Here is a 20,936-nt window from a genome sequence, read left to right as displayed (position 1 = left end):
GCGGGGGGGGGGCGGGGCCGCGGGGGGGGGCCCCGCGCCGCGCGGGGGGGCGGCCCGGGGCGCGGGCGGCGCCGCCGCCGGCCCCCCGCCCCCCGCCCCCGGAGCTGACCGCGCAGGGCTCGGCAGGGCCTGTGTCCTGCTGGGTTACCCTGCCGATCATGCTTGTCGCCGCCGCTGTCTGCCCCTGCCCGCCCCTGCTGGTGCCGGACGTCGCCGCGGGCGCCGCTCCGGAGCTGGACGCCGCGCGGGCCGCCTGCACGGACGCGCTGGGTGTGCTCGCCGCCGCCCGGCCCGGCAGGCTCGTGGTCGTCGGGCCGGTGCAGAGTGCCGGGCCCGTGGCCTACCCGGAGGGCACACGGGGCTCGTTCCGGGGCTTCGGCGTCGATCTCGACGTACGGCTGGGACGGGACGCGGGCGCGTCCGCGGACCAACGGCTGCCGTACTCGCTGGCGGTGGCCGCATGGCTGCTGGAGCGGACCGGGTGGTCCGACGCCCCGGTCGAGGGACTCGGCGTGGGGGACCGGCTCGAGCCCGAGCGGTGCGGCCGGATCGGACGGGACCTCGCCTCACGGGCCGAGCGGGTAGCGCTGCTGGTGATGGGGGACGCCAGCGCGTCCCGGACGCTCAAGGCCCCGGGATATCTGGACGAACGGGCGGCGCCCTTCGACGCGGAGGCCGCGCGCGCACTGGGCACGGCGGACGTGGCCGCGCTCACGGCCCTGGACACGGGGCTGGCGCGCGAACTGAAGGCCTCCGGCCGGGCGCCCTGGCAGGTGCTGGCGGGCGCGGCCGAGGGCGCGGACCTCGGCGGATCACTGCTGTACGAGGACGCGCCGTACGGGGTGGGATACCTCGTGGCCATCTGGTCGTAGCCCCGGCGTCAGGACGGCCACCGCAGCGGGACACGGGAAACGGCGGACGGCCGGGAGCCCTCGTGCTCCGCGGCCGTCCGCCGATGTGCCCTTCGGTGTGCCGATGTCTGGTCAGGACCTGGTGCGTCGATGTCCGCTCAGGACGTGGGCGGTGGCGCGTCCCGCGGTGGTGCGTCCGGCGGCGGGGTGCCTCCGGCGTCCCGCGGAGGTGCCGTGCGGCCCTGGTCCGGCGGCGCCGTGCGGGTGGTGTCCGACGGTGCCGTGCCGGTGGTGTCCGACGGTGCCTTACGGCCCGTGTCCGGCGGCATGGTGTCGGCCGGGCCCGGCGGCGGCGTCGTGCCGCCCGTGCCCGCCCCGCTGTCGCTCTTGTGCGCGAGTCGGTCCATGGCGCCCTTGGCCTTGCCCGTGCCCGACTGGATCCTGTCGCTGTATTTGCCCTTGGTCCTCTTGTCGACGACCTGCGCGGCCTTGTCGAGGCCGTGCTGGATCTTGTCCTCGTGCCGCTGTGCGAGGTCTGAGACCTTGCCCTTGGCCGGGCCCAGTTTGGCCTTCACGTTGTCCAGGAGACCCATGGTTCACCTTCCCTCGCGCGGGGCGGTCAGGTGCGGGCGCCCTCGCCGGCCTCGTTGTCGGCCGCCTTGTCGGTGGACTGCTGCTTGGGGATGTCGACGCCTTCGGTCTGCGTGACCTCGGCCGCCTCCGCCACCGGCTCGGCCGCTTCCGCTGCCCCGTCAGCCCCCTTCGCCGCCTCTTCCCCTGCCGTTTCCTCCGCCTCGGTACCGGCCGTCGCCTCGTCGGCCTGAGCCTCAGCGGCAGGAGCCGCCTCCTCCGTGGCCTTGGACCGCCGGAGAAGTCGTGCAAAAACGCCCATATCCACTCCATACGTTACTCGTGCGAGCGAAATCCCGCGTCGCCCGGTGCGTCCGTTTGCGCGACCCGGGCCACCGCCTCTGCGATCCGGCGGCAGGAACCTCGCAACGGGCAACGACCCCGCGGCCGTGGCGTCACGTAACTCGTTCGAGAGCGGGGTTCGAGGTTTGCGAGACTGGGGCCGTGAGCAGTGCACCCCCCACCCCCCGCGTCATCGCCGTTGTCGGACCGACTGCGGCCGGAAAGTCCGATCTGGGCGTTTTCCTGGCCCAGCGTCTCGGCGGCGAGGTCGTCAACGCCGACTCCATGCAGCTCTACCGAGGGATGGACATCGGCACCGCCAAGCTGACGCCCGAAGAGCGAGGTGGCGTACCCCACCACCTCCTGGACATCTGGGACGTGACCGTCACGGCGTCCGTCGCCGAGTACCAGCGCCTGGCCCGCGAGCGGATCGAGGCCCTGCTCGCCGAGGGTCGCTGGCCGATCCTGGTGGGCGGCTCCGGACTGTATGTGCGAGGGGCCGTCGACAACCTGGAGTTCCCGGGCACCGACCCCGAGGTCCGCGCCCGCCTGGAGGAAGAACTCACGCTGCGCGGCTCGGGCGCCCTGCACGCCCGGCTGGCCGCGGCCGACCCCGAGGCCGCGCGGGCGATCCTGCCGAGCAACGGCCGACGGGTCGTCCGGGCCCTGGAGGTGATCGAGATCACCGGCAGGCCCTTCACCGCCAACCTCCCCGGGCACGACTCCGTGTACGACACGATCCAGATCGGTGTCGACGTGGCCCGGCCCGAGCTGGACGAGCGCATCGCGCGCCGGGTCGACCGGATGTGGGAGGCCGGCCTCGTGGACGAGGTGCGCGCACTGGAGGCGCAAGGGTTGCGCGAGGGGCGTACCGCCTCGCGCGCGCTCGGCTACCAGCAGGTGCTCGCGGCGCTCGCCGGGGAGTGCACCCTGGAGGACGCGCGGGCCGAGACCGTACGTGCCACCAAGCGCTTCGCGCGCCGTCAGGATTCATGGTTCAGGCGCGATCCGCGGGTGCACTGGTTGAGTGGGGCCGCGGCCGATCGCACGGAACTTCCGCAGCTCGCGCTGTCTTTGGTCGAACGACCGGTTACAGCCTGATCACGTCATGGCATCGGGACGCCCAGGCCGTCATCCGGGCCTGCGGTGGCGTGCCATCATCGAGCTTCGATCGACCGAGTTGAGTCCTAGTTGGGAGGGCGCGTGGCGATGGAGGCCGGCCCTCGCGACACCGCACAAGGCACCGATCACATCACCGCCGACCGGGATGACCCCGAGCGCCGGGATGACCCGGAGCACCGGGACGGACCCGAGCACGGGAACGGACCGGAGCACGGGAACGGACCGGAGCAGGAGTCGGACCGTCTCAGCTCCGACGGTCCCGACGAGACGCAGGGTGTGACGGACGACGGCCCCGAGCCCGAGGAGATGTTCGCGGGCGAGGTCGAGGTCGAGCTGCGCCCGCAGCGCAGGCTGCGCATCTGGCAGCTCGCGCCCATCGTGAGCCTGGCCGCGCTCGGCTCCCTGATGTTCGCGTTCCCGCTCGCCTTCGACTTCGGCGACAGCGGGGCCGTGATCGCCATGCTCGGGCTGCTGATCTGCTCGTGCGCGGCCGGCTGGGGCATGATGGCCGCCCGCCGCGTGGGCTACACCCTGCCGGGCCTGCCGACCAAGGGCTCGGGCCGCAGACCGGACTGGCGGGTCGTCCTCGCGTACGCGGTGATGGTGGCCGCAGTGGTCGTACTGGCGGTCTGGCGAGTAGCACGGCTCCGCTGAAGCGTGCCCCATAAGGGGCGCGGGGCTGTGTCGATATGCGGCTCCGCCGCGTGGGCGCGACAAGCCACGATGCACCCGCAGGAAACCACGGCCCGGAACCCCCCGGCACCCTCCTTCGGCTCGACCCGCGGAGCAGACCGTACGATCGAGGAATGAGCACGCGGATCCCCTTCCTCAAGGGCCACGGCACCGAGAACGACTTCGTGATCGTCCCGGACCCCGAGAACGCCATCGACCTGCCCCCGGCCGCCGTCGCCGTCCTCTGCGACCGCCGCGCGGGCATCGGCGGTGACGGACTGCTGCACGTGGTGCGATCCGCGGCGCATCCCGAGGCGAAGGCCATGGCGCCCGAGGCGGAGTGGTTCATGGACTACCGCAACGGGGACGGCTCGATCGCGGAGATGTGCGGCAACGGCGTGCGGGTGTTCGCGCGCTACCTCCAGCGCGCCGGACACGTCGCCGAAGGGGATCTCACCGTCGCCACGCGCGGGGGCGTGAAGACCGTGCACATCGCCAAGGACGGTGACGTCACCGTGGGCATGGGCAAGGCGCTGCTCCCCGAGGGCGACGTCACGGTGAGCGTCGGCGAGCGCAGCTGGCCCGCGCGGAACGTCAACATGGGCAACCCGCACGCGGTCGCCTTCGTGGACGACCTGTCCCACGCCGGAGACCTGCTCTCGCCGCCGCCCTTCAGCCCGGCCGCCGCATATCCGGACGGCGTGAACGTCGAGTTCGTGGTCGACCGCGGCCCCGGGCACGTCGCGCTGCGCGTGCACGAGCGCGGCGCCGGCGAGACCCGCTCCTGCGGCACGGGCGCGTGCGCGGTCGCCGTGGCCGCCGCCCGCCGCGACGGTGCCGACCCGACGGCCACCGGCACCCCGGCGACGTACACCGTGGACGTGCCCGGCGGCACCCTGGTGATCACCGAGCGGCCCGACGGCGAGATCGAGATGACGGGCCCTGCGGTGATCGTCGCCGAGGGCGAGATCGACGCGGAGTGGCTGGCGACCGCCACGCACGCGTGAGCGGGGCGCGGCCGGCCGTCCGGAAATTACCGCCCGGTGTCGGCCGCCCGACCCGAAACAGTCGTAAAGAACCGGCCACTTGGCGGGAACGAAACCGTAAGGGCCGTGACGTACCGGGGTGCAAACTTCACATTCATCCCTCGAATGGGTGATCAGTTTCACGCTCGGCGAGAGGCGGTCAGCCACGCGTGGTGGGCTCGGTAGCATCAAGCACCGGCCCGGACGGGGGACCGAAGCCACCCCCTGAGCCGTGTCCGCCCTGGGGCACCCCGTCCGCCGGTCCATGCAGCCGGAGGTGCCCATGAGTGCGGAGGCCACGAATTCCGTGACCCCAGGCCCGATGCCGGGCGCGGTGTCAGGGCCCGTGACGCCGACAGCCCCGCGCAGAAAGTCGCGCCCCCGGATCGACCTGCGCCGCCTGGGCCGCGCCGCGCTGCTCGGCCCCGCCGCCCGCGGCCGGCTGCCCGACGCCATCAGCCACGTCGTCGACGCGCACCGCGCCCACCATCCCGACGCGGACCTCGAACCCCTGCGCCGCGCCTATGTCCTGGCCGAGTCCTCGCACCGCGGCCAGATGCGCAAGAGCGGCGAGCCGTACATCACGCACCCGCTCGCCGTGACCCTGATCCTCGCCGAACTCGGCGCCGAGACCACGACCTTGACCGCGTCCCTGCTCCACGACACCGTCGAGGACACGGACGTCACGCTCGACCAGGTCGGCGAGCAGTTCGGCGAGGAGGTCCGCTACCTCGTCGACGGCGTCACCAAACTGGAGAAGGTCGACTACGGCGCCGCCGCCGAGCCCGAGACCTTCCGCAAGATGCTCGTCGCCACCGGCAACGACGTCCGCGTCATGTCGATCAAACTCGCCGACCGGCTGCACAACATGCGCACCCTCGGCGTCATGCGCCCCGAGAAGCAGGAGCGCATCGCGAAGGTGACACGTGACGTGCTGATCCCGCTCGCCGAACGGCTCGGCGTCCAGGCGCTCAAGACCGAACTGGAAGACCTCGTCTTCGCGATCCTGCGCCCCGAGGAGTACGAGCACACCAGGGAGTTGATCGTCCGCAACGCCGCCCGCGCGGACGACCCGCTCGCCGAGGTCGCCGACGAGGTGCGCACCGTGCTGCGAGAGGCGGACATCCCGGCGGAAGTCCTCATCCGGCCCCGCCACTTCGTCTCCGTGCACCGGGTCTCCCGCAAACGCGGCCGGCTCCGCGGCTCCGACTTCGGCCGCCTGCTGGTGCTGGTCAACGAGGACGCCGACTGCTACGGCGTCCTGGGCGAACTCCACACCTGCATGACGCCGGTCGTCTCGGAGTTCAAGGACTTCATCGCCGTACCGAAGTTCAACCTGTACCAGTCGCTGCACACGGCCGTCGCCCGCGAGGACGGCCAGGTCGTCGAAGTCCTCATCCGCACGCACCAGATGCACAAGGTCGCCGAGGCCGGCGTCGTCGCCCTCGGCAACCCGTACGCACCCGCCCCCGACGATCCGGCCGACGGCGAGCGCGTCGACCCCACCCGCCCCGGCTGGCTCTCCCGGCTCCTCGACTGGCAGGAGGCGGCACCCGACCCGGACCACTTCTGGTCGACCCTGCGCGAGGACCTCGCCCAGGACCGCGAGATCACGGTCTTCCGGCCCGACGGCGGCACGATCGGCCTGCCCGAGGGGGCGACCTGTGTGGACGCCGCGTACGCGCAGTACGGCGAGGACGCGCACGCGTGCATCGGCGCCCGCGTCAACGGCCGTCTGGCGACGCTGAGCACCGTCCTGAAGGACGGCGACACCGTCCAGCTCCTCATGGGCCAGGACCCGGCGTCCGAGCCCTCCCGGGAGTGGCTGGATCACGCGCACACGCCCGCGGCCCGGATCGCCATCCAGCGCTGGCTGGCCGCCCACCCCGCGCAGGCAGAGGCCCAGCAGACCGAGGCCCGGGAGGACCGGCAGGCCGAGGAGCGCGCCGCGGCTGTCCAGCACGCGACCGCCGACGCGCCGGATCCGGCCGGGTCTGCGCCCGAGCAGCCGGCCGCACGCCCGGCCGGCGGCAACGTCCTCACTGACCGGCCCGGCGCGACCGTCCGGCTCGCCGGCTGTTGTACGCCCGTACGGCCCGACGAGATCACCGGCTTCGCCGTACGCGGGGGAGCGGTCACCGTCCACCGCGTCGAGTGCGCGGCGGTGGCGCGTATGAAGGACGCGGGGCGCGCGGAGGTCGGCGTGCGCTGGGGTGAGGCCACCGAGTGCCGGGTCACACTCGTCGCCGAATCGTTCGTCCGTCCCCATCTGCTCGCGGACCTCACGGAGGCCATGGCCCTCGAAGGCGCCGAGATCGTCTCAGCGACGGTCGAACCCCCGACCCAGCAGCAGGTCCGTCACACGTACACGGTGCAGCTCCCGGACGCGGCCCACCTGCCCGCCCTCATGCGCGCGATGCGCAATGTGGCCGGGGTCTACGACGTCACCCGGGCCCAGCCGCAGACGCAGGGCGGCTGAGCCCGCACGGCGTCGGGCACCGACCGGATACGGGTCGGCAGCCCGCCTGGGGGCGTCGGCCACCGATTACGGGGCCGGCTGAGCACGCTCCGGCTGCGGTCACCGACGGGGCCGGCTGAGCACGCTCCGGCGGCGGTCACCGACGGGGCCGGCTGAGCACGCTCCGGCGGCGGTCACCGACGGGGCCGGCTGAGCACGCTCCGGCTGCGGTCACCGACGGGGCCGGCTGAGCAGACTCCGGCGGCGGTCACCGACCGGGCCGCATGAGCACGCTCCGGCTGCGGTCACCGGCTTCGGGGCCGGCTGAGCCCGAACTGGGCGGCGGCTACCGGGTACGGTGCCGGCGCAGTCCGACTGGGCACCGGCCACGGATACGGTGTCGGCTGAGCCCGCCCGGGCGGCGGCCGTCCGACCTGGGGCGGCACCCGGCGCAGGCCCCGGTCCCCGGTTCGGGTGGGACGAACGCGCGTCGTCCGCGCCGCGCACGCGCGCGCTGATAGCCGTGAGGCATGCGCCTCACCCCCCACCGCACCCGCCCCCGCCCCCGTTCCCGATCCTGTCGTCGGCGGACGTCCGCGGCGCTGCTCGCCTCGGCCGTCGCCGTCTGCCTCGTCGCCGCGAGCGCCCCCGTCGTCCCGCTCGGCGTCGGCGACCGCCTCTTCCCGTACTTGGGCAACCCCGGCTACGACGTCGCGTCGTACGACCTCTCCTTCACCTATCACGGCAGCAACAGCGAACCGCTGCGGGCCGTGACCACCATCGACGCCTGGACCACCGCCGACCTGGACCGCGTCAACCTGGACTTCGCCCACGGCACCGTCCACTCGGTCGAGGTCGATGGTGAGCCCGCCACCTTCAGCACAGCCGGTGAGGATCTCGTGATCACGCCCGAGGACTCCGTGTCGGACGGCAATTGGATGCGGATCACCGTGTGGCACACCAGCGACCCCGTGCCCGCCGAGGGGCGCGAGGGCGGCTGGCTGCGTACCGCGGACGGCCTCGCCATGGCCAACCAGGCCGACGCCGCGCACCTGGTGTTCCCGTGCAACGACCACCCCTCCGACAAGGCGATGTTCACCATCCGGGTCACCGCACCCGACGGTCACACGGCCGTCGCCAACGGGCTGCCCGCCGGCGTGGACCGGTCCGGCGGGTCGACCACCTGGACGTACCGCACCCAGCACCCCATGGCCACCGAGCTCACCCAGGTCTCCATCGGCCGCTCCACCGTGCTGCACCGCACCGGCCCCCACGGGCTGCCCCTACGGGACGTCGTCCCGGCCAAGCACCGCAAGGCGCTCGAACCCTGGCTGGAGAAGACCCCGGAGCAGCTCGCCTGGATGGAGAGCAAGGTCGGCCGCTACCCTTTCGAGACGTACGGCCTGCTCATGGCCGACGTCTCCACCGGCTTCGAACTGGAGACCCAGACGCTCTCCCTGTTCGAACGGGAGCTGTTCACCGAGTCCGTCTACCCCGCCTGGTACGTCGAGTCGATCATGGTCCACGAGCTGGCCCACCAGTGGTTCGGCAACAGCGTCGGCCCCCGCACCTGGTCCGACCTGTGGCTCAACGAGGGACACGCCACGTGGTACGAGGCGCTGTACGCCGAGGAGCAGGCCGGCAAGCCGATGCGGGACCGTATGAAGGCCGCGTACGGCGCCTCCGACCGCTGGCGCGCCTCCGGCGGACCACCCGCCGCCCCGAAGGCACCCGAGCCGGGCCGCAAGACCAGCATCTTCCGGCCCAACGTCTACGACGGCGCCGCGCTCGTGCTGTACGCCCTGCGGGAGGAGATCGGCCGCCCGGCCTTCGAGCGCCTGGAACGCGCCTGGGCCGACCGGTACCAGGACGACACCGTCACCACGGAGGACTTCGTCCGGCTCGCCGCCGAGATCTCCGGGCGCGACCTGGACGGCTTCTTCCAGGGCTGGCTGTACGAAGAGAAGACCCCGCCGATGCCGGGGCACCCGGACTGGACGCCGGCCGCGCCCGCGGAGCCGGCCGCTCGATAACACGGTGACGAGACGCCCCGTGCCGTGCGACTATCTTCAGGTCGGCGGGGCACGGGGCGCCGGGAATCTCCCGGCAGGCTCGCGCGTTATGCCCGGTGACGGAAAGCTCGCAGCGCTCCGTCGCCGAAAACGGTTTCCCAGCTACGTAAGGATCCAATGACCTCCTCTTCTTCCCCTTCCCAGGACACCAAGCGCTTCGCGCACAGCCACCCCGAGGGTCTTCGGGCCGATGCCCTGATGGAAGAGGACGTCGCCTGGAGCCACGAGATCGACGGAGAGTGGGACGGCGATCAGCTCGACCGCTCCGAGCGCGCGGCTCTACGCCGCGTGGCGGGCCTCTCCACCGAGCTCGAGGACGTCACCGAGGTCGAGTACCGCCAGCTCCGTCTGGAGCGGGTCGTGCTCGTCGGCGTCTGGACCACGGGAACCGCGCAGGACGCGGAGAACTCCCTCGCGGAGCTCGCCGCCCTCGCGGAAACGGCCGGTGCGCTGGTGCTCGACGGTGTGATCCAGCGTCGCGACAAGCCCGACGCGGCCACCTACATCGGCTCCGGCAAGGCCGAGGAGCTGCGCGACATCGTCCTCGAATCGGGCGCGGACACCGTCATCTGCGACGGTGAGCTCAGCCCGGGCCAGCTGATCCACCTCGAGGACGTCGTCAAGGTCAAGGTCATCGACCGGACCGCTCTCATCCTGGACATCTTCGCCCAGCACGCCAAGTCCCGAGAGGGCAAGGCGCAGGTCGCGCTCGCGCAGATGCAGTACATGCTGCCGAGGCTGCGCGGCTGGGGTCAGTCGCTGTCCCGGCAGATGGGCGGCGGCAAGGGCGGCGGCCTCGCCACCCGTGGTCCCGGTGAGACCAAGATCGAGACGGACCGGCGGCGGATCCGCGAGAAGATGGCGAAGATGCGCCGGGAGATCGCGGACATGAAGACCGGCCGCGAGATCAAGCGGCAGGAGCGCAAGCGCCACAAGGTGCCCTCGGTCGCCATCGCGGGCTACACCAACGCCGGCAAGTCCTCGCTGCTCAACCGCCTCACCGGCGCGGGCGTGCTGGTCGAGAACGCCCTGTTCGCGACCCTCGACCCGACCGTGCGCCGGGCCGAGACCCCGAGCGGCCGGCTGTACACGCTGGCCGACACGGTCGGGTTTGTGCGCCATCTGCCCCACCACCTGGTCGAGGCGTTCCGCTCCACGATGGAGGAGGTCGGCGAGTCCGACCTGATCCTGCACGTGGTGGACGGTTCGCACCCGAACCCGGAGGAGCAGCTGGCCGCCGTGCGCGAGGTGATCAGGGACGTCGGCGCCACCGATGTGCCCGAGATCGTCGTGATCAACAAGGCTGACGCGGCCGACCCGCTGACGCTCCAGCGGCTGCTGCGCGTCGAGAAGCGGTCCCTGGCCGTCTCGGCCCGCACCGGCCAGGGCATCGACCAGCTGCTCGCGCTCATCGACAACGAGCTGCCGCGCCCGTCGGTCGAGATCGAGGCCCTCGTGCCGTACACGCACGGCAAGCTGGTCGCCCGTGCCTACGACGAGGGCGAGATCCTCTCCAAGGAGCACACTCCGGAGGGCACCCTGCTCAAGGTGCGGGTGCACGAGGAGCTGGCGGCGGAACTCGCGCCGTACGTCCCGGCGCCGGCACTCTGACGGCTCGAGGCCTTGATGTGAGAAGGCTCTGATGTGAACGAGCCCTTGATGTGAGAAGGCCCGCCCCCTGTCCGCAGGGAGCGGGCCTTCATCATGCTCCGGTCAGCGACCGCCGTACGTCTTGCTCATGTTCTGGTAGAGCGCCTCGGCGTCGCGACCCAGCTGCGGGCCGGCCAGCCAGGTGTTGTCGGCCGGGCCGATCGAGGTGTTGGAGACCAGTACGGACTTGCCGTTCACCACCCGGAACCAGCCGCCGCCGGACGAACCGCCGGTCATGGAGCAGCCGATGCGGTACATCGTCGGCAGGCTCGGGCTGAGCGAGAACCGGCCCGGGACGTCGACGCACTTGAACATCTTCAGCCCGTTGAAGGGCGGCGCCGCCGGGTAGCCCCAAGCGCCCATCTTGGCGGCCTCGGCCGCGGACGGCGCGGAGAAGTCCACGTCCAGCGCGGCACCGACCGTCTCCTCCAGGGACTTGGCACCCTGCTCGGGCTTCACGTGCAGCACGGCGTAGTCGTACGCCGCTCCGTCGCCGCCCGTCTCCGAGCCGCCCTGGATCCACTGGTTCGAGGTCGAGGCCCAGTCCGCCCACCAGTTGCCGTACGGGGCCACCTCGGTCGGGTTCGCGTCGCTCAGCTCAGTCTCTGACTTGCCGAGGTCGTTGTAGGCCGGGACGAACACGAGGTTGCGGTACCAGCCGCCGTTGCCGCCGGCGTGCACACAGTGGCCCGCCGTCCACACCAGGTTGGACTTGCCCGGGTGGTTGACGTCCTTGATCACCGTGCCGGAGCAGACGGCCGGGCCGTCGGGGGAGTCGAAGAAGACCTTGCCGACCGGGGCGGCGTTCCGGTGGTACGGCGTCTTCTCGGCCTGCGCCCGGACCGGCGCCGGATCCGGGTCGCGGACGCCCTGGCCGGCCGACGCGTCCTTCGTCGTGACCGTCTTGTCGGCCTCCTTCGCGGACTGCATGCGCTCCGGCTTCCAGAGGCCCTCGATCACCGGGTTGACGAAGTCCTTGGCCTCACTGAGCCACTTGTCCTTGTCCCAGTCCTTCCAGCCGCCGTCCTTCCACCGGTCGACGTCGATCCCGTGCTCCTTGAGCTTGCCGGCGAGATCGGCCGGGATCTCGACCTTGCCGGCGCCGTCCGCGGCCTGCGAGGTGGTGGCGTCGGGCTTGTCGCTCGCCGAGTCCGCCGAACCCTCACAGGCGGTCACGGTGAGCGCCAGAGCGGCGACGAGCCCGGTGGCTCCGAGAGCGCTGCGCCGCCCGCGCCTCGGCTCTGCGGGCGTACGTGTGGAACGCATGGTGCGATGACCCCCGTTGGTGCGTGACCCTGTGGTGCTGCGTGTGCATGTCATGGATGTGGGCGCCGACCCCGGCGCGAAACCCCACTATGCCCGTGGAGTTGAGGGTGTACCGGGGTGGGGTGGTGAAGGTTTCCGTGAGTCCACGGGCCGGTGCGCCGGTGCGCCCCGTGCGCCGGTGCGTTGTGGGTGCACCGGGTGCGCTGCGGGTGCACGGGGTGCACGGGGTGCACGGGGTGCGCTGCGGGTGCACGGGGTGCGCTGCCGGTGCACCAGGCGGGCCACCCCACCGCCGACTGCGATCAGCCGGCCGTCAGCGGCCCGCGAACTTCCCGCTGACCGAGTCGTACACGCCCTTGGCCACCTCGCCCAGGCGCGGACCGGCCAGCCAGCCCGACGTCACCGGGCCGATCGAGGTGTTGGACACTAGGGCGGGCTTGCCGTCCGAGCCGGTCGCGACCCAGCCTCCGCCGGACGAACCGCCGGTCATCGTGCAGCCGATGCGGTACATCGTCGGATCCGACGCGGTGACCGACAACCGGCCCGGCTGGTCCTGGCACCGGTACAGCTTCTGCCCGTCGTACGGAGGCGCGGCCGGGTAGCCGATCGCCGTGACGCTCTTCACCTTCGGTACGGCGGGAGCCCTGAAGTCCACCGGCAGCGCCGAACCGACCGTCTCCTCCAGTGACTTGCCGCCGCTGCCCTTCTCCGGCGTCACATGGATGACCGCGAAGTCGTAGGGCGCGCCGTCCCCGCCGGTCGAGCCGCCCTGCTCGATCCACTGGTCCGAGGTCTGCGCCCAGTCTCCCCACCAGACGCCGTAGGGAGCGACGTCCTGCCTGGTGGCGTTCTCCAGCTCCGCGACCGGCTTGCCGTCGTCGTTGTACGACGGCACGAACGCGATGTTGCGGTACCAGCCGCCCTTCTTGCCCGCGTGCACGCAGTGGCCCGCCGTCCACACGAGGTTGGACTTGCCCGGGTGGGCCGGGTCCTTCACCACCGTCGCCGAGCAGACGGCCGAGCCCTTGGGGGAGTCGAAGAACACCTTCCCGGCCGTCGGCGCGTTGGCGTGGTACGACGGCGGCACGGCCTGCGCCTCGACCGGCTCGGGCGTGGGATCGGTCACTCCCTGGTCACCGGAGAGGTCGCTGTCGTCGACGCCCTGGTCGGGCTCCTCGGCGTCCCGCATCCGGTCCGGGTCCCAGAGCCCCTCGATGATCGGGTTGATGTACTCGTTGGCCTCGCGCAGCCAGTCGTCCCGGTCCCAGTTCTTCCAGGCGCCGTTCTTCCACTTGTCGATGTCGATCCCGTGCTCGCGGAGCCGGTCCCTGATGTCGTCCGGGATCCTCAGCTTGCCGTCGTCGGAGGCGCCGGCCGACGCGGAGGCCTCCCCGCCCGCCGCGGCGTCGCCCGACTCGCAGGCGGTGGCGGTCAGCGCGAGCGCCGAGGCGAGGGCCACCGCGGCCAGTACGGGGGAGTTCCCGCGGCGCGCCCTCCCGCCTCGGCTGGTGGTGGACGACGGCCGTGTGGATCGCATGATGTGACTCCCCCTGGTACGTAACGAACATGGACGAACCGGTACTCAGGGCCTGGTTTCCGTCGACTCACGGGGAGTTCAGGCCAAGCTCACGGCGTCCGGGAACGGCACCACACACTATGCGGTGGCTGTGGGGGCGGCCCGACGGAACCGCAACAGTTCCGTCACGGAAAGGATCTTGAGGGAACCCGTAACCCGGTGAGCGGATCGGGGTTGGTAGCGGTTGGGGGCCTGCTGTCTGTGTGCGGTCCTCTGTGCCCGTGCCCAGTGGGAGGTCAGGGAAGTCGTGACGGAAACCACCCATGGGGGATGTGCGTCCGAGGAGGCCGCTGTGGGGCGTATGCCGGTGAGGGCCCTCCCCGGTGCCGTCGACGGCACGGCACCGGGAGCGCGCGCCGCTCACGAAGGGATTCTTCGCCGCCAGTCGGCGCGCGAGTCCGCGGCCCGCACCTACGCCCGCGCCCTGCCGATCGTGCCGGTGCGGGCCCGGGGACTGACCATCGAGGGCGCGGACGGCCGCCGCTACCTGGACTGCCTCTCCGGCGCCGGCGCGCTCGCCCTGGGGCACAACCATCCGGTCGTCCTGGAAGCCATCCGCAAGGTCCTCGACTCCGGCGCGCCCCTGAACGCGCTCGACCTGGCCACCCCCGTCAAAGACGCCTTCATCACCGAGTTGTTCCGCACTCTGCCCCCAGGGCTCGCCGACCGGGCCCGCGTGCTCTTCTGCGGACCGGCCGGCAGCGACGCAGTGGAGACCGCCTGCGCCCTGGTGCGCGCGGCGACCGGCCGGACCGGCCTCATCGCGTTCACCGGTGCCTCCCACGGAAGGGCGGCCGGGACATTCGACGCGTCCGCCGCCGCCCACGACGTACGGATCGCCCGCCTGCCCTACCCACAGGAGTACCGCTGTCCCTTCGGCGTCGGGGGCGAGCGTGGGGCCGAACTCGCCGCCCGCTGGACCGAGTCCGTCCTCGACGACCCCGGGCCCGGCGCTTCGCTCCCCGCGGGGATGATCGTCGAGCCCGTCCAGGACGAGGGCGGAGTGATCCCGGCACCGGACGCGTGGCTGCGGCGCATGCGGCAGCTCACGGCCGACCGGTCCGTCCCCTTGATCGCTGACGAGATCCAGACGGGTGTCGGGCGGACCGGCGCCTTCTGGGCCGTGGAGCACAGCGGAGTGACCCCCGACGTGATGGTCCTGTCCAAGGCCATCGGGGGCAGCCTGCCGCTGGCCGTCGTCGTCCACCGTGACGACCTCGACGTCCCCGAACCAGGCGCCCCCACCGGCACCTTCCGCGGCAACCAACTCGCCATGGCCGCCGGCACCGCGACTCTCACCCACGTCCGGGAAAACCACCTCGCCGAACGCGCGGCGACTCTCGGGGCGCGCATGCTGAGTCAACTTCAAGGGCTGGTCGGGGACTTTCCGTGTGTAGGGGAGGTGCGGGGGCGGGGGCTGATGATCGGGGTGGAGTTCGTGGATCCTGAGGGCGCTGCCGGGGAAGTCGGGCAGGCGGTCGGGGACGCGGGGAAGCCTCTTCCCGCCGCCTCCGAACTGGCAACCGCCGTCCAGCGGGAGTGCCTGCGGCGTGGCCTCATCGTCGGACTCGGCAGCCGGCACGCCGGCGTCGTCCGGCTGCTGCCGCCCCTGACGATCACCGACGAACAGGCGGCCGCCGTGCAGGACCGCCTGGCCGACGCGATTCGGGCGGCGACCCGGTGCGGTGGGGGTACGGCAGCGGCGCCGTAGACGCCATGTGCGTCGATGCCATGAGCTCCATGCCGTGAGCTCCATGCCGTGAGCCTCGATGCCGTGAGCCTTCCAGTCCGCCGTCTCGGAACCGACCAACGAGGTACCTGCCTTGAACGCCACCGCCCCCAAGCCTGATGACTACGCCACGACGCCGGGAGGAGGCTCTGCTGATGTCCGGGGGTCGGAGGCGTCGGCGAGCCTTGCGGATCCGGTGGATCTGGGGAACCCGGTCGACCCGGCGAACCCGGTCGATCGGGGGAACCCGGCGGTCTCCGCGGTCCCGTCTCAGAGGCCTGGGAAGGCGCAGCTCGCTGAGGGCCTGAGCGGTGAGGTGCGGGGTGCCGAGTTGAGGGCTGGTGGTGTTGTCACCGACCCTTTGGAGCACCCTGACCCGCGCACTGTCGCCCAGGCAGCAGCTGTGGAGACGCTGGTGCGCTGCTGGGTGCGCGAGACCGGCCAACCCGCCCCCGCCGACGGGGTTCTGCGCATCCCTCTGCCCGCCAGCGGCACGGCCCTGAGCGTCCCCGTCCGCTACTGGTCCCCGACGGGCTGGCACCGCTTCGGCCTCCCGCGCCTTGCCGACGCTCCTGACCACGCTCCGCCGGCCGACGCCGTCACGATCGCGGCCTTGCTCTCCAGAGAAACGTCCGTAGACGGACTCGGACACGGACCAGGCCAAGGTAACGGCCATGGTCATGGTCCCGGCCATGAGAACGGCGGCCGTGGCGTAGACGGCGTCGAACTCGTCGCGGGTGTCGCCGACTCCCTCCGCCGCGTCACCTCCTTCCTCAGCGACCGTCGCCAACTCCCGCTCGACGGCCCCGATCTCTTCCTCACCGCGGAACAGTCACTCGTCCTCGGACACCCCCTGCACCCGACCCCCAAGAGCCGCGAGGGTCTCTCGCAGGCCGAAGCACGGCTGTACTCACCCGAGTTGGGTGGATCCTTCCCCCTGCACTGGATGGCTGTCGCCCCCTCCGTCCTCTCCACTGACTCCGCCTGGACCGAACGCGGTCGCCCTGTCGCCGCGGCTCGACTCACCGCACGCCTGGCCGGGGCCGACCTGCCTCTGCCGGACGGGTACGCCCTACTGCCCCTGCACCCGTGGCAGGCACGTGAGGTACGGCACCGCCCGGAGATCGCCGCCCTCCTCGACAGCGGACTGCTCCGTGACCTCGGCGCCCACGGCGCTCCCTGGCACCCCACCTCCTCCGTACGAACCGTCTACCGATCCGGTGCCCCCGCGATGCTCAAGCTGTCGCTGGGCCTGCGCATCACCAACTCCCGTCGTGAGAACCTCCGTAAGGAACTCCACCGCGGTGTCGAGGTCCACCGCCTGCTCCGCAGCGGACTGGCGCAGCAATGGCGGGCCGTTCACCCGTGCTTCGACATCGTGCGCGACCCGGCCTGGATCGCTGTGGACGGATCCGACGTATCCGGGAGTTTTGATGGATCCGGAAGTCCCCGTGGATCCGGGAGTTCTGATGGCGCCGGAGGTGTCGGCGGTTTCGGAGGCTCCTACGGCGCCCCGTTGACCGGGCTGGACGTGGTGATCCGCCACAACCCGTTCAGCCCCTCGGACGATGTCTCCTGCGTCGCCGGATTCGTCTCCCCGCGCCCGTGCTCATCTGCCCGGCCGGGAACTGCTCACGACCGCCCGGAGATGCACGGCCCGGTCCTTCGGTCCCGGCTGGCCGAAGTCGTCACGCGTCTCGCCCGCCGGACCGGTCGGCCCCGCGGAGCCGTCGCCACCGAGTGGTTCCTGCGCTACCTCGAACACATCGTGCGACCCGTCCTCTGGCTGGACGGTGAGGCCGGCATCGCCCTGGAGGCTCACCAGCAGAACACCCTGCTCCTGCTGGACTCCGACGGATGGCCCGCGGGCGGCCGTTACCGCGACAACCAGGGCTACTACTTCCGCGAGTCCCGGCGCGCGGACCTCGACGCCCGGCTGCCCGGCGTCGGTGAGCGGAGCGACACGTTCGTCTGCGACGAGGTCACCGATGAGCGCTTCGTCTACTACTTGGCGGTCAACAACGTCCTCGGTCTCATCGGCGCGTTCGGCTCCCAGGGGCTGGCCGATGAGCGGCTGCTGCTCGCCGCCTTCCGTTGTTTCCTCGGAAACCTCGCCGCCGGTCCAGGCCGGCTGCGCTCCTCGCTGCCGACCCGGCTGCTCGACTCACCCGTGCTGCGCTGCAAGGCCAACTTGCTGACCCGGCTCCACGGCCTCGACGAACTCGTCGGCCCGGTCGACACCCAGTCCGTCTATGTCACCATCGCCAACCCCCTGCACCTGTGATCACCCTGACTGCCCTGGACACAACCGACCTCCTTCATCCCTGAGGACACGCCTCACCCCTTTTCCTGAGAGGAGCGTTTGGTGCCTTCCGCCGACCCGACCGCCGATGCCGGTGCCGCTGTTCCGGCCGCGGCCGACGTCAACGCCGGTGCCGGCTCCAACGCCCGTTTCGCCGCCGGTTCCGATGCCAGTGCAGACGTCGACTCCAGCGACACCTTGGACCTACGGCTCCCCGAGGAACTTCTCGCCCTCATCGCGGACGAGACGTCCGGCAGTCAGGGAGTCTGGCGGCCGGGCCAGAGCACCCCACAGCCCTCCGTGTCGGACGATCTCCTCGACCGCGTGGGCGACTGGGGCCCGACCGACACCCCCGTGGGCCTCTTCCATCTCGTCCCCGTGCGCGTCGAACGCGATCTTCCGCTCATCAGCCGCTGGATGAACGACCCCGCCGCTGCGGCCTTCTGGAAGCTGTCCGGTCCCCAGCACGTGACCGAGGACCATGTGCTGTCCCAGCTGGCCGGCGACGGCCGCAGCGTGCCGTGCATCGGCGTACTGGGCGGAACGCCGATGAGCTATTGGGAGATCTACCGGGCGGACCTGGACCCGTTGGCCCGGCACTACCCGGCCCGGCCTCACGACACCGGGATCCACCTCCTGATCGGCGCTGTCGCCGACAGAGGCCGTGGTCTCGGCGGTCTGCTGCTCCGAGCCACAGCCGATCTCGTACTCGCGCAGCGGCCCTCCTGCGCACGCGTCATCGCGGAACCCGACATTTGCAACACCCCCTCCATCGCCGCCTTCCTGACCGCCGGCTTCCGGTTCTCCGCCGAGGTCGACCTGCCCGACAAGCGAGCCGCCCTCATGGTCCGAGACCGGTCCACTCGGTATTTGATGTAGCGCTGTGTCACCGCCTCATCACTCATTGAACGCGGCCCGGGCCGCCGCAGTTCCCACCCGCGCCGCAGAAATTTCTCGAGCTGCTCGCCGGCGTCATGTCCCCCGCAGAACCGCCGGACCTCCCGCCCACCCCCACCCACCCATCCGAGCCACCCGTACCGAGGAGCCCAAGGTCTTGATCCCGTCCCTCGTCCCCGCCTTGATCGCCCGTTTGTCAGTGCTGGGTCGTAGGGTGGTCGCGCTATGACGAAGCCCTCACTCCCCGAACTCCTGCATGCTGCCGTCACTGCCGTCGGCGGCACGGAGCGCCCCGGTCAGGTGGCCATGGCCGAAGCGGTCGCAGAGGCGATCGACGACGGCTCCCACCTGCTGGTCCAGGCCGGCACCGGCACCGGTAAATCGCTGGGCTACCTGGTGCCCGCGCTAGCGCACGGGGAGCGTGTCGTCGTCGCGACCGCCACCCTGGCCCTCCAGCGCCAGCTCGTGGAGCGCGACCTGCCGAGAACGGTCGAGTCGCTGCACCCCCTGCTGCGCCGCCGCCCGGAGTTCGCGATGCTCAAGGGCCGGTCGAACTACCTGTGCCTGCACCGTATGCACGAGGGTGTCCCGCAGGACGAGGAGGAGGGCCTCTTCGACCAGTTCGAGGCGGCCGCGCCCACCAGCAAGCTGGGCCAGGACCTGCTGCGGGTGCGCGACTGGGCCGACGAGACCGAGACCGGCGACCGCGACGACCTCACACCCGGCATCTCGGACCGGGCCTGGGCCCAGGTGTCGGTGTCGTCGAGGGAGTGCCTCGGCGCCTCGAAGTGCGCGTACGGAGCGGAGTGCTTCGCCGAGATGGCCCGCGAGCGCGCCAAGCTCTCGGAGGTCATCGTCACCAACCACGCTCTGCTGGCGATCGACGCCATCGAGGGTGCCCCGGTCCTTCCGCAGCACGAGGTGCTGATCGTCGACGAGGCCCATGAGCTGGTCTCGCGCGTCACCGGAGTCGCCACCGGTGAGCTCAGTCCCGGCCAGGTCAACCGGGCGGTGCGCCGGGCCGCGAAACTCGTCAACGAGAAGGCGGCGGACCAGCTCCAGACCGCCGCCGAGGGCTTTGAACGGCTGATGGAGCTCGCGCTGCCCGGCCGCCTGGAGGAGATTCCCGAGGATCTCGGCTACGCCCTCATGGCACTGCGCGACGCGTGCCGCACCGTCATCTCCGCCATCGGCACGACCCGCGACAAGTCCGTCCAGGACGAGGACGCGGTCCGCAAGCAGGCGCTGGCCTCCGTGGAGAATGTGCACGACGTGGCGGAGCGGATCACGAACGGCTCCGAGTGGGACGTGGTCTGGTACGAGCGCCACGACCGCTTCGGTGCCTCCCTGCGCGTCGCCCCCATGTCCGTCTCGGGGCTGCTGCGGGAGAAGCTCTTCGCGGACCGCTCCGTGGTCCTGACGTCCGCGACGCTGAAGCTGGGCGGCGACTTCAACGGCATCGGTGCGTCCCTCGGGCTCGCCCCCGAAGGTACCGAGGGCGATGACCTCCCGCAGTGGAAGGGCATCGACGTCGGATCTCCCTTCGACTACCGCAAGCAGGGCATCCTGTACGTCGCGAAGCACCTGGCACGCCCCGCGCGGGACGGCGACCGCGGGGACATGCTCGACGAGCTCACGGAGCTCATCCAGGCGGCGGGTGGCCGCACGCTGGGCCTGTTCTCCTCCATGCGCGGCGCCCAGCTGGCCGCCGAGGAACTGCGTTCCCGGATCCCGGAGTTCCCGATTCTCCTCCAGGGCGAGGAGACGCTCGGCGAGCTCATCAAGAACTTCGCGGCCGACCCGAAGACCTGCCTGTTCGGCACCCTGTCGCTGTGGCAGGGCGTGGACGTCCCCGGACCCAGTTGTCAGCTGGTCGTCATGGACAAGATCCCGTTCCCGCGCCCGGACGACCCTCTGATGAGCGCCCGCCAGAAGGCCGTGGAGGACGCGGGTGGCAATGGCTTCATGGCCGTCGCCGCCACCCATGCCGCGCTCCTCATGGCCCAGGGAGCCGGCCGTCTCGTACGGGCGTCGGGCGACCGGGGTGTGGTCGCCGTACTGGATCCGCGTCTGGCGACGGCCCGCTACGGGAGCTATCTGAAGGCGTCACTGCCCGACTTCTGGTACACGACGGACCGCAACCAGGTACGGAAGTCGCTGGCGGCGATCGACGCGGTGGCGAGGCAGACGGAAGCCGACTGAGTCTCGGGGCCGGTCTGCGGCGACAAAGCCGTGGGCCGGCGCCCCCACACCAGGAGTACTGGGCTCTGACGCCGCGTACCGGAGCCTCCGGACACCCCGCGCACAGGAACCGGCGGACCTCTCCCGGCCCACGGGAGCCGGAGGCCCCCCCCGCGCACCTGAGCCTCCGGAGACCGCCTACCGGGGACGGACACCGCCTACC

The 20,936-nt window shown here is 71.6% G+C and carries 15 protein-coding genes; 11 read left to right on the top strand and 4 right to left on the bottom strand.

What is annotated here, in order from left to right:
- The first annotated feature begins 158 nt into the window (after nt 1–158).
- Nucleotides 159–872 carry a class III extradiol dioxygenase subunit B-like domain-containing protein gene (locus ABZ192_RS07450; protein WP_356923556.1) on the top strand — a complete coding sequence of 238 codons (714 nt, stop codon included), beginning with the start codon at nt 159–161 and terminating at the stop codon, nt 870–872.
- A gap of 137 nt (nt 873–1,009) precedes the next feature.
- Here the strand turns inward: ABZ192_RS07450 and ABZ192_RS07445 are convergent, their stop codons facing one another.
- Together ABZ192_RS07445 and ABZ192_RS07440 are read right to left on the bottom strand one after the other, a co-directional pair.
- The gene (locus ABZ192_RS07445) at nt 1,010–1,444 is read right to left on the bottom strand and encodes an antitoxin (RefSeq protein ID WP_356923555.1); all 435 of its coding nucleotides are present in this window, start codon (nt 1,442–1,444) and stop codon (nt 1,010–1,012) included.
- A 26-nt stretch (nt 1,445–1,470) separates the two neighbouring features.
- A complete protein-coding gene (locus ABZ192_RS07440) occupies nt 1,471–1,743 on the bottom strand; it encodes a hypothetical protein (protein WP_356923554.1) in 273 nt (90 codons plus the stop codon).
- 182 nt (nt 1,744–1,925) lie between these two features.
- On the opposite strand from ABZ192_RS07440, the gene miaA reads away from it, so the two are divergent.
- From miaA to hflX, 6 genes are all read left to right on the top strand, one after another.
- On the top strand, nt 1,926–2,864 hold the full coding sequence (miaA, locus tag ABZ192_RS07435) for a tRNA (adenosine(37)-N6)-dimethylallyltransferase MiaA (RefSeq protein ID WP_356923553.1): 939 nt from the start codon (nt 1,926–1,928) through the stop codon (nt 2,862–2,864).
- Between the two features lie 108 nt (nt 2,865–2,972).
- Nucleotides 2,973–3,539 carry a hypothetical protein gene (locus ABZ192_RS07430; RefSeq protein ID WP_356923609.1) on the top strand — a complete coding sequence of 189 codons (567 nt, stop codon included), beginning with the start codon at nt 2,973–2,975 and terminating at the stop codon, nt 3,537–3,539.
- Between the two features lie 152 nt (nt 3,540–3,691).
- Nucleotides 3,692–4,564, top strand: coding sequence for a diaminopimelate epimerase (gene dapF, locus ABZ192_RS07425; protein WP_356923552.1), 873 nt, complete (start codon nt 3,692–3,694; stop codon nt 4,562–4,564).
- Nucleotides 4,565–4,865: 301 nt separating this feature from the next.
- Nucleotides 4,866–7,061 carry an HD domain-containing protein gene (locus ABZ192_RS07420; protein WP_356923551.1) on the top strand — a complete coding sequence of 732 codons (2,196 nt, stop codon included), beginning with the start codon at nt 4,866–4,868 and terminating at the stop codon, nt 7,059–7,061.
- Nucleotides 7,062–7,570: 509 nt separating this feature from the next.
- The gene (locus ABZ192_RS07415) at nt 7,571–9,073 is read left to right on the top strand and encodes a M1 family metallopeptidase (RefSeq protein ID WP_356923550.1); all 1,503 of its coding nucleotides are present in this window, start codon (nt 7,571–7,573) and stop codon (nt 9,071–9,073) included.
- Between the two features lie 156 nt (nt 9,074–9,229).
- Nucleotides 9,230–10,723 (top strand): GTPase HflX, encoded by a 1,494-nt coding sequence (gene hflX, locus ABZ192_RS07410; RefSeq protein ID WP_356923549.1) that lies wholly within the window; start codon nt 9,230–9,232, stop codon nt 10,721–10,723.
- Between the two features lie 102 nt (nt 10,724–10,825).
- On the opposite strand, the gene ABZ192_RS07405 is transcribed toward hflX, so the two are convergent.
- Both ABZ192_RS07405 and ABZ192_RS07400 read right to left on the bottom strand, forming a co-directional pair.
- On the bottom strand, nt 10,826–12,028 hold the full coding sequence (locus ABZ192_RS07405) for a hypothetical protein (protein WP_356923548.1): 1,203 nt from the start codon (nt 12,026–12,028) through the stop codon (nt 10,826–10,828).
- Nucleotides 12,029–12,341: 313 nt separating this feature from the next.
- Nucleotides 12,342–13,565 carry a hypothetical protein gene (locus ABZ192_RS07400; RefSeq protein WP_356923547.1) on the bottom strand — a complete coding sequence of 408 codons (1,224 nt, stop codon included), beginning with the start codon at nt 13,563–13,565 and terminating at the stop codon, nt 12,342–12,344.
- 340 nt (nt 13,566–13,905) lie between these two features.
- On the opposite strand from ABZ192_RS07400, the gene ABZ192_RS07395 reads away from it, so the two are divergent.
- From ABZ192_RS07395 to ABZ192_RS07380, 4 genes are all read left to right on the top strand, one after another.
- Nucleotides 13,906–15,315, top strand: a complete 1,410-nt coding sequence (locus ABZ192_RS07395) for a diaminobutyrate--2-oxoglutarate transaminase family protein (protein ID WP_356923608.1) — start codon at nt 13,906–13,908, stop codon at nt 15,313–15,315.
- A 322-nt stretch (nt 15,316–15,637) separates the two neighbouring features.
- Nucleotides 15,638–17,617, top strand: coding sequence for an IucA/IucC family protein (locus tag ABZ192_RS07390; RefSeq protein ID WP_356923607.1), 1,980 nt, complete (start codon nt 15,638–15,640; stop codon nt 17,615–17,617).
- An 81-nt stretch (nt 17,618–17,698) separates the two neighbouring features.
- Complete coding sequence (locus ABZ192_RS07385; protein WP_356923546.1) at nt 17,699–18,514, top strand: GNAT family N-acetyltransferase; 816 nt, start codon at nt 17,699–17,701, stop codon at nt 18,512–18,514.
- A 243-nt stretch (nt 18,515–18,757) separates the two neighbouring features.
- Nucleotides 18,758–20,734, top strand: a complete 1,977-nt coding sequence (locus ABZ192_RS07380) for an ATP-dependent DNA helicase (RefSeq protein WP_356923545.1) — start codon at nt 18,758–18,760, stop codon at nt 20,732–20,734.
- The last annotated feature ends 202 nt before the right edge of the window (nt 20,735–20,936 follow it).

Source organism: Streptomyces sp. NPDC006235, assembly GCF_040613735.1.
Classification (GTDB): domain Bacteria; phylum Actinomycetota; class Actinomycetes; order Streptomycetales; family Streptomycetaceae; genus Streptomyces.
This window is presented reverse-complemented; position numbering and strand designations above follow the sequence as displayed.